The sequence below is a fragment of the Nocardia farcinica genome (assembly GCF_001182745.1).
Taxonomy (GTDB): domain Bacteria; phylum Actinomycetota; class Actinomycetes; order Mycobacteriales; family Mycobacteriaceae; genus Nocardia; species Nocardia farcinica.
The window spans coordinates 392,387-408,434 of sequence record NZ_LN868938.1 but is presented as its reverse complement, the minus strand read 5'-3'; the positions used below and the strand labels follow the sequence as shown (position 1 = coordinate 408,434).

Below are 16,048 nucleotides of genomic sequence, written 5' to 3'. Positions count from 1 at the left end.
GCTCGCGCCCCCTGCGAGTCGCCCGGTGGACGCACGGGCTTCCGGCTTCCTACCGTTCGGAAGGTCTGGGACGGCCGGGCCGTCCCAGCGGTGGGTGCCGCCGGTCAGCCTCGCTGTTGCAGGCGCTCGACGTACTTGGCGATCACGTCGACCTCCAGGTTCACCCGGGTGCCGACGGCCGCGCTGCCGAGGTTGGTCAGCGAGAGGGTGGTGGGGATCAGCGAGACCTCGAACCAGTCACGGTTACCGTCGCTGGCGGGCTGCTCACTGCGGCCGAGCCCGGAGACGGTGAGGGAGATGCCGTCGACGGTGATCGAACCCTTCTCCACCACGTAGCGGGCGATCGCGTCGGGCAGCGAGATCCGCACGACCTCCCAGTTCTCCGAGGGGGTGCGCGCCAGCACCGTGCCGGTGCCGTCGACGTGCCCCTGCACCAGGTGGCCGCCGAGGCGGCTGTTCAGCGCGGCGGCCCGCTCCAGGTTCACCCGGGCGCCTGCTTCGAGGCCGCCGATGCTGGAGCGGTCGAGGGTCTCCTGCATCACGTCGACGGTGAAGGAGTCGCCGTCGAGCACGTCCACGACGGTCAGGCACACGCCGTTGACCGCGATCGAATCGCCGTGCCCGGCATCGGAAGTCACGAGCTTGCCCCGGATCGTCAGCCGGGCGGCGTCCGCCAGCCGTTCCACGGCGACGATCTCGCCCAGTTCCTCGACGATGCCTGTGAACATCCCTGACTCCTGTCGCGTCTGATTACCTGGCGGAACAGCGCCGCCGTGGCCGCTATTCCCCGTATCGGTTCGCTCGTCAGCCTAACGACGGGTGCGGCCGGAGCGGCACGGCGCTTCCGCTGCGCGGACTCCCGGACTCCGGACCGCCGAAAACGGGGCGGCGGGTCTCATTACCGCAACCCTTGCGCCCGGTCCAGAGTAGATGCAGAATCGTTACGCAGTCGATTTCTTTTCGCCAGCATGCCCATCGAAACACCATTCCCATCGAGACACGAACCGGCCGCGCGCCGAGGAAGTCGATGACACGGTGAGCACTCACACGCTCCACACCACGGGGGGAACGACATGACCGCTCTGCTGTCCGAGCACGCACCAGGCACCGCGACGGATTCCGCTCGGCCCGATCCCGCCGAGGCCGTGGACCCTCGTCGCGCGGCGCTGGCCGAACGCTGCGGCCGCTACCGCCGCGAGGAGCACCTGCGGGCGCGGCTCGACGAGCGCGCGCGGCACATCACGGTGCGAGCGGGCTCCGAGTACCGCGCGGTGACCATGCCCGCCGACCTCGGCGAGCACGTGCGCGCGCAGTTGTCGAAGTCCGGGATCAGCGCTCCGGTGGTCGAGCACCGGCGGGCGCGCCGCTGGACCTTTCTCACCGGTCCGGCCGCGGCGCTCGACACCGCGGCCGCCGCGCAGTTGTTCCGGCTGTTCGCGACGGTGGCGCCGGTCGGCAGCGAGATCGTGCTGCCCTCCCCCGACGACGAACGCACCGGCTACCGCACCTGGGTCCAGCGGCCGGGCGCAGCCCTGCCCCGGCTGCACGACGTGGTGGCCGCGACCTTGGCGACGGCGCCGAAAAGACCCGCCCGGTAAACGATTCCGGGATCAGCCGCGCGCCGCGGCGGCCTGCCTGCGCAGCTTCGCCACCGTCGCGCCGGGGTCGTCGGTGTTGTAGACCGCCGACCCGGCGACGAAGCAGTCGATGCCCGCCTCGGCGGCCTGTTCGATGGTGTCGGCGTTGATGCCGCCGTCGATCTCCACCAGCAGGCGCAGTTCGCCCGAGTCGACCAGCCGGCGCACGGTGCGCGCCTTGTCGAGCACGTGCGGAATGAACGACTGACCGCCGAAGCCCGGCTCCACGCTCATCACGAGCAGGGTGTCGAAGTGCTTCAGGATCTCGAGGTAGGGCTCGATCGGGGTGTTCGGCTTCACCGAGAGACCGGCCTTCGCGCCCGCGGCGCGGATGTCGCGCGCGACGGCCACCGGATCGTCGGTCGCCTCGGCGTGGAAGGTGACATTGTGCGCACCCGCCTCCGCGTACGGCGGCGCCCAGCGGCCCGGATCCTCGATCATCAGGTGGCAGTCCAGCGGGATGTCGGTGGCCTTCAGCAGGCTCTGCACCACCGGCAGCCCCAGAGTCAGGTTCGGCACGAAGTGCGCGTCCATCACGTCGACGTGCAGCCAGTCCGACCCCTCCACCCGGCGCGCCTCGTCCGCGAGGTGCGCGAAATCGGCGGACAGGATGGACGGGGCGATCATCGGCTCGGCGGGCCGGGAAAACGTGGACACAGGGCGCGAGTGTAGGCCAGCGCCCTTTCGCGATTGTCAGGGGGCGGGAATGGGTAGCCTGTGCAGAGTGATCAACATTTCGGCGGAACAGGGGCTCTACAGCACCCCGGTGGAGATTCGGGTGGCCGCATCGGTCACACAACTGCCCATCGTGCGCGGGCTCGCCGAAACTCTCGTCCTACTCAGCGATTTCACCCTGGACGAGGTGGCCGACATCCGCCTCGCCGTCGACGAGGTGTGCTCGACCCTGATCGCGGTCGCCGCGCCGGGCAGTAGCCTCGACTGCTGGTTCAGCATCGGCGAGCGGGAGCTGCTGGTGCGCGTCACCGGTCTCGCCGGCACCGAAGGCCTTCCCGACCAGCACAGCTTCGGCTGGCATGTGCTGCGGACCCTCACCGACTCGGTGAAGGCCACCCAGGATTCCTACGACTCGGCACTCTCCGGATATCCGACGACGGTGGAGTTCCGTCGGGTCCGGGGGAAAGCGTAGTGACGGGCGCGCAGAAGAGGTCCGGATCGGACCGGGACGAGACGATCGAGACCACGCCGCCCACCGGAACCGCGTCGGGGGCGAGCGAGCCGGGGCAGACTCCCGCCGAGGTCGACGTCGAGCGCGACGAGGACGTCGAGGCCGAGCAGGACGCGGAGGTGGCGGCCGAGGCGGTCGCCGAAGCCGGGTCGGTGACCGGCTACGACGATCTGCCCGACCTGTTCGATCGGCTGGCGGCGGTCGAACCGGGCACCGCCGAGCACGCCGCCCTGCGCGACGAGCTCATCAGCCGCTGCGTGCCGCTGGCCGACCACATCGCCCGCAAGTTCAGCGGACGCGGCGAGCCGTTCGACGACCTCACCCAGGTGGCCCGGGTGGGACTCGTGCACGCCGTGGACCGGTTCGACCCGGCTCGCGGCTCCAACTTCCTGTCCTTCGCGGTGCCCACGATCATGGGCGAGGTGCGCCGGTACTTCCGCGATCACACCTGGGCGATGCGGGTGCCGCGACGGGTGAAGGAGACCCACCTGCGCATCGGCGCGGCCATCGACACCCTCTCCCAGTCGCTGGGCCGCTCCCCCACCGCCAAGGAGATCGCGGCCGAGCTGGGTGTCGACCCCGACGAAGTGACCCAGGCGGTCATCGCCGGCAACGCCTACCAGCCCAGCTCCATCGACGCCGCCGCGCTGGGCCGCGAGTCCGACGCCTCCCTGCTCGACACCCTCGGCGAGGAGGAGGCGCAGTTCGAGCGCGTCGAGGAGTACGTGGCCATCCGCCCGCTGCTGGCCGGGCTGCCCGAACGCGAACGGCGCATCCTCACCATGCGCTTCTTCGAATCCATGACCCAGACCCAGATCGCCAAGCAGATGGGCATCTCGCAGATGCACGTCTCCCGCATCCTGGCCAAGACCCTCGCCCGGCTGCGCGAACTCTCCGCCCGCGAGTGAGGCCGCCGACCGACGAGCCCGGCTAGGCGGTGTCGGCCGCGCGTTCGCGCCTGCGGCGGGCGGCGGCGGGAGCGGCGAGCCACCAGGCGGCGTCGAGCAGCTCGCGCAGCCGGCCCTCGTCGACCCGGTCCAGGTCGACGAGGATATAGGGGCTGCCGTCGTAGTGCGGGGTGGCGTAGAACGCCGGGTCGCCGGAGGCGAGTAGCGCGTGCTTTTCCGCCAGGTCGCAGCGCAGCGCCAGCCCGCCCTCGGCCTCCACCCGCAGCCGCGCGAAGCCCTTGCCCGCCACCTTCAACCCGGGCGAGCGCCACCACGTCGACTCGGCGACCTCGGGCAGCTCGGTCGCCATCGTCACCACGTCCTGCCAGGTCAGCGTCATGCTGCCAGTGTGCCCGGCCCGCGCGAGGACCGGCTTGGACGAATGGAACGGCCGGTCTAGCGCGGCTTGCGCAGGGCCGCCATGAACATGGCGTCGGTGCCGTGCCGGTGCGGCCACAGCTGCGCCGCGGGCCCGTCACCGACGTCGGACACGCCGGGCAGCAGGTCCCTGGTGTCGAGTTGCTCGGCGTCGGTCCGGCGGACCAGATCGGCCACCACCGATACCGTCTCCGCCAGGTGCGGTGAACAGGTCGAGTACACCACGACCCCGCCGGGCCGCAGCAGATCCCATGCGGCGGTGAGCAATTCGCGTTGCAGGCGGACCAGGGCGCGCAGATCCTCCGGCCCGCGCCGCCAGCGGGCTTCCGGCCTGCGCCGCAACGCGCCGAGACCGGTGCAGGGCGCGTCGACGAGAATCCGGTCGTAGCCGGGGGACAGCCCGCTGTCCCTGCCGTCGGCCACGTGGACCCGCACCGGCAGCTCCCTGGTCGCCGTGCGCACCAGCTCGGCGCGGTGTTCGGCGGGTTCGACGGCGTCGACCTCGAAGCCGTCGATCGCGGCCAGCGCACCCAGCAGCGCGGCCTTGCCGCCGGGCCCGGCGCAGAGGTCGAGCCACCGGCCGGTGTCGGGACCGTCCAGCGGCGCGCGGGTGAGGCTGAGCGCGACCAGCTGGCTGCCTTCGTCCTGTACCGCCGCCATTCCCTCGCGCACCGGCTCCAGCCCGCCCGGGTCGCCGCCTTCCAGGTACACCGCGTACGGGGACCAGCGGCCTTCCTCCCCGCCGGTCACCAACGCCAGTTCCTCGGCGGTGATCTCGCCGGGGCGGGCCACCAGATGCACGGTGGGCCGTGCGTCGTCGGCGGCGAGCAGCTCCGGCAGTTCGGTGGCGCGCGCGCCCAGCGCATCGGCGAACGCTTGCGCGATCCACACCGGATGCGCGTACTCGAAGGCCAGCTTGCCGATCGGGTCGGCCGGGGCGAGTTCCTCGACCCATTCCTGCGCCGTGCGCCGCGCCGCCTGCCGCAGGACCGCGTTCACGAATCCGGACTTGCCCGTGCCGAATTCGGCGCGCGCCAAGCCCACCGAGGTGTCGACCGCCGCGTGCGCGCCGATCCGGGTGCGCAGCAGCTGGTAGACCCCCAACCGCAGCACATCGAGCAGCGGCCCGTCGATCTGCGTGACCGGCCGTCCCGCGCACGCCGCGATGACGGCGTCGAGCAGCCCCTGCGCGCGGCAGGCACCGTAGGCGAGCTCGGTCGCCAGCGCGGCGTCCCGCCCGTCGATGCGCCTGTCGCGCAACAGCTTCGGGAGGACGAGGTTGGCGTAGGCGTCACGTTCGCGCACCGCCCGCAACACCTCGAGCGCCACCTCGCGCGGTGGATCGATGCTCCGGCCCGCGGCGTTCTTCGGTCCGGTGCGCCCCGGTCGTCCGGCGCTGCGCCGATCGGCGTCGGCCGCGCGGGAGCGACCGCCCGCTCCGGAGCCGCCGTCCGGGCCACGGCGCCCACCGTGCTGGGTGCCGGAGCCCGGGCCCGGCGTCGCGCGCCCGGATCTCGCGGTCGACGACCCCCGCGCGGCGTCCGGCCTCGCGTCACCGCGTGACTCCCGCTCCCGGCGCGGGATTCCGCCCCGTTCTCCGCGCGGCGACCGCTCGTCCCGCGAGCCGCCCGCCCCGCCGGTACGACCACGCTCGGCGCCGCGACCACCGGCGCGGTCCGCGCGGGCAGCGCGCGGCGCCCGTGGCTCGCCCGCACGCCCGCCGCGTCCCTCCGACCGGCCGGGTGCACCGCGTCCACGGTCCCCACCGGCTCGGTGCCCGGACTCCGGCGGCTCCCCGTCACCGGGCTTGCGCCCGGACCGGCGGGCTTCCTGCTCGCGGGCGGCGCGACGGGCCCACCCGCCGTCGATGTCGCGGTCGTCGACCTTTCTCGGACGCTCGGCGGCGCTCACTCGACCACCGCGCCGGGCTGTAGGCGGGCGCCGCGGGCCCAGTCGAGGGCGGGCATCATCTTCTTGCCCTGGGGCTGCACCTTGTCCAGGCGGACGGCGGTGGTGGCGGTACCGACGAACACGCCGGACTTGCGCACCTCGATCACCCGCTCGGGCAGCTGCTCCTCGACCAGCTCCACCGGGCCGAGCTTGAGCCGGTTACCGCCGACGAGCGTCCAGGCTCCGGGCGCGGGAGTGACGGCGCGGATGCGCCGGTTCACCGCGAGCGCGGGCTGATCCCAGCGGATCCGTCCGTCCTCGGGGGTGACCTTCGGCGCGTAGGACACGCCTTCGGTCGGCTGCGGCACCGCCTGCAGCGTGCCGTCCGCGACGCCGTCGAGCGTGGCCTCCAACAGCCGGGCGCCGGTTTCGGCCAGTCGTTCGAGCAACGTCCCCGCGGTGTCGGTGACATCGATCTTCTCGGTGACGACGCCGTAGACCGGGCCGCTGTCGAGGCCGGCCTCGATCTGGAAGGTGGTGGCGCCGGTGATCTCCTCACCGGCGTTGATGGCGGCCTGCACGGGTGCCGCGCCGCGCCAGGCGGGCAGCAGGGAGAAGTGTAGGTTGATCCAGCCGTGCCGCGGAATGTCCAGGGCGGCCTGGGGCAGCAAGGCACCGTAGGCGACGACCGGGCAGCAGTCCGGCGCCAGCTCGGTCAACCGGTCCAGGAATTCGGGTTCGGCGGGTGTGCGCGGCGAGAGCACCGGAATGCCGTGCTCGTCGGCCAGTGCCGCGATCGGCGATCGGGTGATCTTGCGGCCGCGACCGGCGACCGCGTCGGGCCGGGTGACCACGGCGACCACCTCGTGCCGCGGCGAGGCGATGAGGCGGCGCAGCGACGGGACGGCGGGTTCGGGCGTGCCCGCGAAGACCAGGCGCATCAGCGGGTCCGTCCGAACGGACCGGACTGGCCGACGCCCTGACTCTCGCGCACGGTGATGCCCGCCTCGAACCAATCGGACTCGCGGATGGCGCGCATCGCCTCCTTGCGGGCGGCCGGGTCGAGCCGGTCGATGAACAGCACACCGTCGAGGTGGTCGGTCTCGTGCTGCACGCAGCGGGCCAGCAGCTCGTCGGCGTCGAATTCGACGGGGGCCCCGTGCATGTCGACACCGCGTACGTGCACCCGTAGCGCGCGCCGGGTGTCGTAGCGCAGGCCGGGGATGGACAGGCAGCCCTCGGGACCGACCTGTTCCTCGTCGCCGACGACGGTGTAGGTGGGATTCACCAGGTGCCCGGCGGCGTCGCCGGTGTCGTAGACGAAGACCCGCAGCCCGACACCGATCTGCGGCGCGGCCATACCGACGCCGCCGTCGTCGTGCATGGTGTCGGTGAGGTCGGTGACGAGCTGGCGCAATTCCCGATCGAACTCGGTGACCTCCGACGCACGCGCGCGCAGGATGGGATCGCCGAACAGGCGAACGGGCTGGATGGTCACGGTGGCTCCCGGCAGAACGACGAATACGGTCCGTTCATTCTAGTGAGCCGGCACGCCCCTCCGGCGCTCCGGATGGGGCCCGCCCCGTCCGAGCCGGTTCCGCTCAGGAATTGCCCGCGATGATCACCTGCGGTATCCCCGTACCCAGCGGAACCGGCTCGCAGACCGGCTCGGGTGCGTGGCCGGGGTCGAGCACGGTCAGCAGCAGATCGGCGACGAACGGGTCGTACACCATGTGGAAGTGGCCGGTGAGGTTCTGCGGGCACAGATCCTGCAACGCCAGATTGCGGGCGCCCGGCCCGCGCAAGGCGATGTTCTCGAAGGGCTGGATCATCTCGTCCACCCGGCTGCCCACGGTGGTGTACTCGACGCCGGGGACGGTGTCGCCGCCCGCGTTGACCGCGAGCATCACCTCCGAGCCCTGCGCCTGCTGCACCGCGGCGAGGGAGGTGACCCGGGCGACGGCGTCGAGCAGGCCGGGTATCGCCTGCGCCACCGGCACCAGCCCGTACATGACCCCGCCGTAGGTCGGCGAGGCCAAGCCGACCCAGTGGCCGACGTTCGGTGCGCCGCCGAGCTTGTTGACGTAGTAGCGAGTCACGGTGGCGCCCTGGGAGAATCCCACCAGATCGACCTTGTCGGCGCCGGTGGCCGCGCGCACCCGGTCCACGAAGACGCCGATCTGGGCGGCGCTGGCGAGCAGGTCCTCGGTGCCGTACGTCTGGGCGCCCGGCGCGCCACCGTAATTGAGCGCGAAGACGCAGAACCCGGCCGCGGCGAGCCGAGGCCCGATCGCCGACCAGTCCGAGTAGGCGCTCGAGTCGGTGCCGTGCGCGAGGATCACCGGCCGCGGCCGCTCCGGATCCGGAACGCAGCCGAAATCGTTGGTGCCCGACGGGGTGACGTCGCGGTGCTGCCTCTGGTACAGCGCGGCGGCGAGGTGGTCCGGCTGCGGCGGGCCGGGCTGGGTGGGAACTTCGGGCGGGCCGATGCCGCCGGGGTCCGCCGCCGTGACGGTGGCCGCGGCGAGGATCGCCGCCACCGCGAAGACACCGGCGGTGGCGCGGCGCAGCCATTGTGACCCGCCCCGACTCCGCCGCTCGACCATTTGTCGCACCTCACAATGATCTCCCCGGCCGCGCCCGTCGCGCATCTCGAACGAGCACTACCGATCGGTCACGATTCGGGTGCGTCGTCCTCGGCGAGGATGCGATACAGCGACCTGCGGGCCTCGGTGAGCACCTCGGCCGCCTTGCCCGCCTGCTCGGGGGTACCGACGGCGGCGACCTGGGCGACCGCACCCATCAGCTGACCGACCAACGCCCGCAGGTCGATGGCCTGGGCGCCCACGTCGTTCTTGACATCGGCCCACGGGTCGCCGAGTTCGTCGCGGTGTTCGGTCACATAGGCGGTGCCCGCCTCGGTCAGCTTGGCGGTCTTGCGGCCGGCGACCTTGTCGATGAGGACCAGGCCCTCGTCCTCCAGTTGCGCCAGAGCGGGGTAGATCGATCCGGGGCTCGGCCGCCAGATGTCGTCGCTGCGCTCGCGGATCTGCTGGATGAGTTCGTAGCCGTGCATCGGCCGCTCGGTGAGCAGCAGCAGCACGGCCGCGCGGACGTCGCCGCGGCGGCCACGGCCGCCGCGTCCGCGACCCCGGCCGATGTGCGGACCGAAGCCCGGTCCGAAACCGTGGCCGGGTCCGAATTCCGGACCGAAACCGTGTCGCGGACCCCGGCGATGCGGGTGGCGTTCCGGGTCGAAGCCGTGCGGTCCGCGGCCGAAGCCGCGACGGCGGTGGTGATGTTCGTGTTCCATGTCGGCCTCCTGAGGCTCTCGTGTGTACTTCATGTTATCGACGATATATCGTCAATGCATCTAACGCATGGAGTGCCGACAGCATTCCTCGGTTCTGTTCGTGTTCTGGTGTGGAGGGTGCCCAGGCCCCCGGGCTCGATGGCGACCGCGGACGCGACGGCGGTCCGTCCTGGGCGCGCCGAGCACACCGGGTGTGCGATCGGCCAGTGTTCGGGTTGCCCGTCTGACCGGACCGAAACCCCCGGGCTCGCCGCGCGGGTCAGCCGATGTCGACGGGATCGATCTGCACCCGCAGCGGCGCGTCGGACCGGTGGGTGCTGCGCACCGCCTGCGCGGCGGTGAGCGCGCGTGCCAGCGCCGCCCCGGCTCGCCGGTCGACGCGCAGCAACACCCGCTCGACCTCGGCGGGCGAATCACCGGCGAACGGCTTGCGGGCGCCCTCGGGCAACGGCACGGGGCCGAGCACCTCCACCCCGTCGGGCAGCGTGGCGGCGGCCAGCAGATCCCGGATGGCCTCGGCCGCGCCGTCGACCGCCGCGAGTCGCACGGCGGGCGGGAAACCGACCTCGGACCGCTCGGCCACCTCCGCACGCGCATGCCCGACCGGATCCCAGCGCACCAGCGCCTGCACCGTCGGCAGGGCGGGCTCGGCCATCACGACCACCTGGCCGTGCGAGCGCACCAGCGCGGCGGCGTTCAGCCATCGGCGCAGCGCATCCTCGCCGGCCCGCAGATCGGCGCGGCCGAGCAGTGCCCACCCGTCCAGCAGCAGCGCGACGCCGTACCCGCCGCGCACCACCGGTTCGGCGCCGACCGTCGCCACCACGACCTGCGGCCCCGGTTCCACGCTGTCGAGCATCGCCCCGGCGCTCGACCCGCGGATCGGCACGCCGGGAAAGGCCCGGCCCAGTTCTTCGGCGGTGCGGGTGGCGCCGATGACCACCGCGCGCAGCGCCCGCGAGGCGCACACCGGGCAGCGGAACGCGGTCTCGGCGACGCCGCACCAGCGGCAGGCCGGACTGTGGGCCGCGCCGTCGGGCGCGTCGGGCAGCGCCAGTGGCCCGTTGCAGCGCCGGCAGCGGGCGGGGGTCCGGCATTTCGAGCAGGCCAGCGCGGGCACGTAACCGCGCCGCGGCACCTGCACCAGCACCGCGGCGCCTTCCTTCAGCGCCGCCCGGGCGGCCGCGAACGCCACCGCCGGAATCCGCACCGCGCGCGCCACCGGATCGCGCTGGAGGGCGATGTCGCTGTCCCCCGGCGCGCTGATCCGCGGCGCCGCCGTGCGGACCACCGGCCGTTCGGCGACCAGATCGTGGGCCCACCCCGAATCGACCACCGCCTGCACCTCGGCGGTGCGCGCGAATCCGGCCGCCACGAACGCCGCGCCGGTCTCGTGCGCCCGCAGCATCGAGACCTCCCGCGCGTGCGGATAGGGTGCGCGCGGCTCGGCGTAGGTGTCGTCACCGTCGTCCCAGATCGCGACGAGACCGAGGTCGGCGACCGGAGCGAACACCGCCGCCCGCGTCCCCACCACCACCCTGGCCTGACCGCGCAGCACCGCCAGCCAGCGCCGGTACCTGGCCGCGGGCCCGAGCCCCGCCGACAATCCCACCGCCGTATCCCCCACCAGCGCAACGCATTCCGCCAGCACCCGATCGAGGTCGCGCTGGTCGGGCACCATGAGGATCACGCCGCGTCCCGACCGCACCACCACCGCCGCCAACTCGGCCAGCCTGCGCGCCCAGTCCTCCCCCGGCAGCGCCTGCCAGGCCGCCCGCACGCCGCGACCCGCCGCGAGTGCGGCGACGAAGGAGTCGCCGTGCAGGTAGCGCGCCCACCCGGCCGTGTCGACCGGGGGACGTTCGGCCGAATCAGCTTCCGGGCCAACGGATGTCGCGACGGACGAGCCCGAGACCTCGGCCTCCGCCCCGTCGGCATCGATGGGTGGCACGTCCGCAGCGGCGGCTTCCGGCCCGCCCGCGGCCGAATCGCCTTGGCCCGCAGCCTTCTTCGCTCCCCCGTTCTCGGCGCGCGCATGTCGCGGCGGGATCGCCAGCCGCAGCACGTCGGCGCGGGTACCCGCGTACCGGCTCGCCACGGCGGTGACCAATCGCAGGATTTCCGGGGTGAGCACCCGCTCGCCGGAGACCACGCGCTCGAGCGGGATGAGGGTGCCGTCGTGGTCGCTGTGCGCGAGGCGGTCCAGCAGGTACCCGTCGACCAGACGCCCCGCGAACCGCACCCGCACGCGCACGCCGGGCCGGGCGAGCTCGTCCATCTCGGCGGGGACGAGGTAGTCGAAGTCGCGGTCGAGGTGGGCGGGCGTGAGCAGCGGCAGCACCCGCGCGATCGGCAGGGTGGCCGCCGGGGCGGCACGCGGCTTGCGACGGCGCGCCGAAGACGCCGACGCCCCCGCGGACGCGGTGTCCGCGGGGGCTGCCGATGCGCCGTCCGTGGTGGGTCGGCTCACGCGGACCCGGTCGACCTAGAGTCCGGCGGCCGCGCGCAGCTTGTCCGCGCGATCGGTGTGCTCCCAGGGCAGATCGATGTCGGTGCGGCCGAAGTGCCCGTAGGCCGCGGTCGGCGCGTAGATCGGGCGCAGCAGGTCCAGGTCGCGGATGATCGCGCCGGGACGCAGGTCGAACACCTCGGTGATCGCGGCCGCGATACGCGCCGGATCCACCTTCTCGGTGCCGAAGGTCTCGACGAACAGACCGACCGGGGCGGCCTTGCCGATCGCGTAGGCGACCTGCACCTCGACCCGCTCGGACAGGCCGGCGGCCACGACGTTCTTGGCGACCCAGCGCATGGCGTAGGCGGCCGACCGGTCGACCTTCGACGGGTCCTTGCCCGAGAAGGCGCCGCCGCCGTGGCGGGCCATGCCGCCGTAGGTGTCGACGATGATCTTGCGGCCGGTCAGGCCGGCGTCGCCCATCGGGCCGCCGAGCACGAACTTGCCGGTGGGGTTGACCAGCAGCCGGATGTCGGAGGTGTCCAAGGGGCTGGGCAGGTCCAGGTCGGCGAGCACCGCGTCGACGACCTTCTCCCTGATGTCGGGAGCGAGCAGGTTGTCCAAGTCGATGTCGGCGGCGTGCTGGGTGGAGATGACCACGGTGTCCAGCCGGACCGGGCGATCGCCGTCGTATTCGATGGTGACCTGGGTCTTGCCGTCCGGGCGCAGGTAGGGCAGCACGCCGGTCTTGCGGACCTCGGTGAGCTTGCGCGAGAGGCGGTGCGCCAGCGCGATCGGCAGCGGCATCAGCTCGGGGGTGTCGGTGGTGGCGTAGCCGAACATCAGGCCCTGGTCACCGGCGCCCTGCTTGGCGATCTCGTCGTCGGTGCCGCCCACCCGGGCCTCGTGCGAGGTGTCCACACCCTGCGCGATATCGGGCGACTGCGCGCCGATGGCGATGTTCACGCCGCAGGAGTTGCCGTCGAAACCCTTTGCCGAGGAGTCGTATCCGATCTCGAGGACCTTCTCCCGCACGATCCGCGGAATGTCGGCGTAGGCGGAGGTGGTGACCTCGCCCGCGACGTGCACCTGACCGGTGGTCACGAGGGTCTCCACCGCGACCCGGCTGCGCGGGTCCTCGGCGAGCAACGCGTCGAGGATGGAATCGCTGATCGCGTCACAGATCTTGTCCGGGTGACCCTCGGTCACGGACTCACTGGTGAATAGGCGGCTGCCAGACGTGCGCATCAGTTGTTCCCTCTCCCTCAACGGGTTCGTCGTATCGGATCGCGACAGCGACAGTAGTGCCAAGTCGCCGCCGCGCAACCCTTCCTCTGCAGACTATTCCAAATCATGGACGCGGTGCGGCCGTCGGTGTCGGCATTCACCGCACGTTCGTGTCCACTACCTCCGGGCGGACCCGCTGTTCACCGAAACAACCAGGGGGCCGCCGTCTTTCACCGCTCAGGAGCGCAGCAGGGGCGCCAGCGCGTCGAGTACCCGGCTGGCCAGCAGCGCCTTGGAACCGTGGTCGAGCGCCTGTTCGGTGCCGTCGGCGCCGAGCAGCCAGCCGTCGTTGGTGTCCACCTCGAAGGCCTTGCCCTCGCCCACGGCGTTGACCACCAGCAGATCGCACCCCTTGCGGGCCAGCTTGGCCCGCGCGTGGGTGAGCACATCGCCGTGTTCGTCGCCGGTCTCGGCGGCGAACCCGACGATCGCGGTGCCGGGCAGCTGGCCGTCCCGGCGGGACTGGACCAGCCCGGCGAGAATGTCGTCGGTCTTGGTCAGCGGGATGACGTCCGGCTCGCCGGCACCCTTCTTGATCTTGGCGGCCGCGACGTTGGTCGGCCGGAAATCGGCCACCGCCGCGGCCATGATCACCGCGTCGGCGCCGACGGCGTGCTTGTCGACCGCGGTCTTGAGCTGTTCGGCGGTGGTGATGTGCACCAGCTCGACCGCGGCGGGCGCCGCCATCTCGATGGTGTTGCCCGCGATGAGGGTCACCTGCGCACCGCGCTGGGCCGCCACCCTGGCCAGGGCATAGCCCTGTTTGCCGGAGCTGCGGTTGCCCAGGAACCGGACCGGGTCCAGCGGTTCGCGGGTGCCGCCCGCGGTGATCACCAGGCGGCGGCCGACCAGGTCGCGCGGCACGGCGTCCTGCCGTTCCTGCAGCAGCGACGCGAGGCCGAAGATCTCCTCCGGCTCCGGCAGCCTGCCCGGGCCGGTGTCGGTGCCGGTGAGCCTGCCGGAGGCGGGCTCCATCACGACGGCGCCGTGCCTGCGCAGGGTCTCGACGTTGGCCTGGGTGGCGGGGTGCTCCCACATCTCGGTGTGCATCGCGGGCGCGAACAGCACCGGACATCGGGCGGTGAGCAGGGTGGCGGTGAGCAGGTCGTCGGCGCGGCCGTGTGCCGCGCGGGCCATCAGGTCCGCCGTGGCGGGGGCGATGACGACGAGGTCGGCCTCCTGCCCGAGCCGGACGTGCGGCACTTCGGGTACATCGGTGAACACGTCGGTGTGCACCGGATTCCCGGACAGCGCCTCGAAGGTGGCCTTGCCGACGAACTGCAGCGCCGACTCGGTGGGGATCACCCGGACCTGATGACCGGTCTCGGTGAACCGCCGGATCAACGCGCAGGCCTTGTAGGCGGCGATCCCGCCGCCGACGCCGACGACGATGCGTGTGCTCACTACGCCTCCGTGTTCATGCGGTCCTCGGCGGGGCGCCGAGGAGGAGTCACTCGCCTTCGGAGTGCTCGAGCAGGTCGGCGTGGATCTCGCGCAGCGCGACCGACAGCGGCTTCTCCTGCAGGCCGGGCTCGACCAGCGGGCCGACGTATTCGAGGATGCCGTCGCCGAGCTGGTTGTAGTAGTCGTTGATCTGCCGTGCCCGCTTGGCCGCGTAGATGACCAGCGCGTACTTCGACGACGTGCGCTCGAGCAGCTCGTCGATCGGGGGGTTGGTCAGACCGATCGGGGTGTCGTACGCGGGCGCGGTCTTGGTGTCGCTCACTCGTGAGGCTCCTGCGGCTTGTCGGTGGGTGCTTGTTTCGGTGGGTGTCTCGGTCGGTATCGCGGATGGGTATCGCGATCCGAGTCGGCGGCCGGCACGCGGCGGCCGCCGGACCGGGCACTATCTCGAATTTGTGCTAACGAACAACGATACCAACTGCTCGCAGGCGCTGGTCACCTCGTCGTTCACGATGACGTTGTCGAACTCGTCACAGGCGGCGAGTTCGATCCTGGCGGTCTCCAGCCTGCGCGCGATCACCTCGGGTGTTTCGGTGCCGCGCGCGGTGAGCCGGGCGACGAGTTCGTCCCAGCTCGGCGGGGCCAGAAAGACCAGCCGCGCCTCCGGCATGACCTTGCGCACCGAGCGCGCCCCTTCGAGATCCACCTCGAGCAGCACGTTCTTGCCCGCCGCCAGTGCCTCGCGCACCGGGGCGGCAGGGGTACCCGAGCGCTGCAACCCGCCGTGGATCTCCGCCCATTCGAGCAGTTCACCGGCCTCGATCATGGCGTCGAACTCGGCCCGGGTGACGAACCGGTAGTCCCGGCCGTCGACCTCCCCGGGCCGGGGGGCCCGGGTTGTCGCCGACACACTGAAGACCAGTTCGGGCAGGCGTTCCCGCACGCACCGCACGACCGTCGATTTCCCCACGGCCGAGGGGCCGACCAGCACGACCAGCCGACCCTTCCGCGTGTGTTCGACCACCCTCGGAATCAGGCGTCGAAGTCGAACCGGGCCAGCAGCGCCTTGCGCTGCCGATCACCGAGTCCGCGCAGCCGGCGGGTGGGGGCGATCTCCAGCTCGCTCATGATCTCGGCCGCCTTGACCTTGCCGACCTTGGGCAGTGCCTCCAGCAGCGCCGACACCTTCATCTTGCCGAGGATCTCGTCGGTCTCGGCATCGGCGAGGACGCTCTTCAGGTCGGTGCCGCCACGCTTCAAGCGCTCCTTGAGCTCCGCCCGAGCGCGGCGAGCGGCAGCCGCCTTCTCCAGAGCAGCGGCGCGCTGCTCGTCAGTCAGCTGGGGAAGGGCCACGGTTCCTCCGTCTCATCGTTCATTGCTTCAACTGACCGCCGGTGAGCCGACGGTCTCAGCGACCGTACCCACGACGTCCGCCGATTGCGAACCCACCCCCCAGGTCAGCGCATGATTCCGCATGCCGTAAGGGCGAGCGGGGCCGGATGCGCGGCGCGCTCCGGTCACAGCCGCGATCGTACTCCCGATTTCACCGAAAAC

General features: G+C 72.1%; 17 protein-coding genes. 3 read left to right on the top strand and 14 right to left on the bottom strand.

The genetic code is table 11. The features are described 5' to 3' along the window. Nucleotides 1-104 precede the first annotated feature (104 nt). Nucleotides 105-728, bottom strand: a complete 624-nt coding sequence (locus tag AMO33_RS02165) for a riboflavin synthase (RefSeq protein ID WP_060590145.1) — start codon at nt 726-728, stop codon at nt 105-107. Between the two features lie 345 nt (nt 729-1,073). Here AMO33_RS02165 and AMO33_RS02160 point away from each other — a divergent pair, with 345 nt between their 5' ends. After that, nucleotides 1,074-1,598, top strand: a complete 525-nt coding sequence (locus tag AMO33_RS02160) for a hypothetical protein (RefSeq protein WP_228802879.1) — start codon at nt 1,074-1,076, stop codon at nt 1,596-1,598. A gap of 12 nt (nt 1,599-1,610) precedes the next feature. On the opposite strand, the gene rpe is transcribed toward AMO33_RS02160, so the two are convergent. Then, the gene (rpe, locus tag AMO33_RS02155; RefSeq protein WP_041560239.1) at nt 1,611-2,264 is read right to left on the bottom strand and encodes a ribulose-phosphate 3-epimerase; all 654 of its coding nucleotides are present in this window, start codon (nt 2,262-2,264) and stop codon (nt 1,611-1,613) included. Between the two features lie 97 nt (nt 2,265-2,361). Here rpe and AMO33_RS02150 point away from each other — a divergent pair, with 97 nt between their 5' ends. Together AMO33_RS02150 and AMO33_RS02145 are read left to right on the top strand one after the other, a co-directional pair. Continuing rightward, nucleotides 2,362-2,784: an ATP-binding protein gene (locus AMO33_RS02150; RefSeq protein WP_011210137.1), complete on the top strand. Its 423-nt coding sequence runs from the start codon at nt 2,362-2,364 to the stop codon at nt 2,782-2,784. A gap of 158 nt (nt 2,785-2,942) precedes the next feature. Then, entirely contained in the window at nt 2,943-3,731 is a 789-nt protein-coding gene (locus AMO33_RS02145) for an RNA polymerase sigma factor SigF (RefSeq protein ID WP_060593247.1), read from the top strand. Nucleotides 3,732-3,753: 22 nt separating this feature from the next. On the opposite strand, the gene AMO33_RS02140 is transcribed toward AMO33_RS02145, so the two are convergent. The 12 genes from AMO33_RS02140 to mihF all read right to left on the bottom strand — a co-directional run bounded on the left by AMO33_RS02140 (nt 3,754) and on the right by mihF (nt 15,847). Further along, nucleotides 3,754-4,110 carry an MmcQ/YjbR family DNA-binding protein gene (locus AMO33_RS02140; protein WP_060590143.1) on the bottom strand — a complete coding sequence of 119 codons (357 nt, stop codon included), beginning with the start codon at nt 4,108-4,110 and terminating at the stop codon, nt 3,754-3,756. A gap of 56 nt (nt 4,111-4,166) precedes the next feature. Next, complete coding sequence (locus AMO33_RS02135) at nt 4,167-5,732, bottom strand: RsmB/NOP family class I SAM-dependent RNA methyltransferase (RefSeq protein ID WP_076573874.1); 1,566 nt, start codon at nt 5,730-5,732, stop codon at nt 4,167-4,169. Nucleotides 5,733-6,055: 323 nt separating this feature from the next. After that, nucleotides 6,056-6,979 (bottom strand): methionyl-tRNA formyltransferase, encoded by a 924-nt coding sequence (gene fmt / locus AMO33_RS02130; RefSeq protein WP_060590141.1) that lies wholly within the window; start codon nt 6,977-6,979, stop codon nt 6,056-6,058. Further along, a complete protein-coding gene (gene def / locus AMO33_RS02125; protein ID WP_011210142.1) occupies nt 6,979-7,536 on the bottom strand; it encodes a peptide deformylase in 558 nt (185 codons plus the stop codon). Before def ends, fmt begins: the two co-directional genes overlap by 1 nt. Nucleotides 7,537-7,639: 103 nt before the next feature. Beyond that, nucleotides 7,640-8,644, bottom strand: a complete 1,005-nt coding sequence (locus AMO33_RS02120) for an esterase/lipase family protein (protein WP_060590138.1) — start codon at nt 8,642-8,644, stop codon at nt 7,640-7,642. A 68-nt stretch (nt 8,645-8,712) separates the two neighbouring features. After that, entirely contained in the window at nt 8,713-9,351 is a 639-nt protein-coding gene (locus AMO33_RS02115; protein ID WP_011210144.1) for a PadR family transcriptional regulator, read from the bottom strand. A 259-nt stretch (nt 9,352-9,610) separates the two neighbouring features. After that, nucleotides 9,611-11,707, bottom strand: coding sequence for a primosomal protein N' (locus AMO33_RS02110; protein ID WP_076573877.1), 2,097 nt, complete (start codon nt 11,705-11,707; stop codon nt 9,611-9,613). A 129-nt stretch (nt 11,708-11,836) separates the two neighbouring features. Then, a complete protein-coding gene (gene metK, locus AMO33_RS02105) occupies nt 11,837-13,051 on the bottom strand; it encodes a methionine adenosyltransferase (RefSeq protein WP_011210146.1) in 1,215 nt (404 codons plus the stop codon). A 216-nt stretch (nt 13,052-13,267) separates the two neighbouring features. Further along, on the bottom strand, nt 13,268-14,494 hold the full coding sequence (coaBC, locus tag AMO33_RS02100) for a bifunctional phosphopantothenoylcysteine decarboxylase/phosphopantothenate--cysteine ligase CoaBC (RefSeq protein WP_011210147.1): 1,227 nt from the start codon (nt 14,492-14,494) through the stop codon (nt 13,268-13,270). Nucleotides 14,495-14,540: 46 nt separating this feature from the next. Next, complete coding sequence (rpoZ, locus tag AMO33_RS02095) at nt 14,541-14,816, bottom strand: DNA-directed RNA polymerase subunit omega (protein WP_011210148.1); 276 nt, start codon at nt 14,814-14,816, stop codon at nt 14,541-14,543. Nucleotides 14,817-14,936: 120 nt separating this feature from the next. Then, nucleotides 14,937-15,518 carry a guanylate kinase gene (gene gmk / locus AMO33_RS02090; RefSeq protein ID WP_011210149.1) on the bottom strand — a complete coding sequence of 194 codons (582 nt, stop codon included), beginning with the start codon at nt 15,516-15,518 and terminating at the stop codon, nt 14,937-14,939. Nucleotides 15,519-15,526: 8 nt separating this feature from the next. After that, nucleotides 15,527-15,847 carry an integration host factor, actinobacterial type gene (mihF, locus tag AMO33_RS02085; RefSeq protein ID WP_011210150.1) on the bottom strand — a complete coding sequence of 107 codons (321 nt, stop codon included), beginning with the start codon at nt 15,845-15,847 and terminating at the stop codon, nt 15,527-15,529. Nucleotides 15,848-16,048 lie beyond the last annotated feature (201 nt).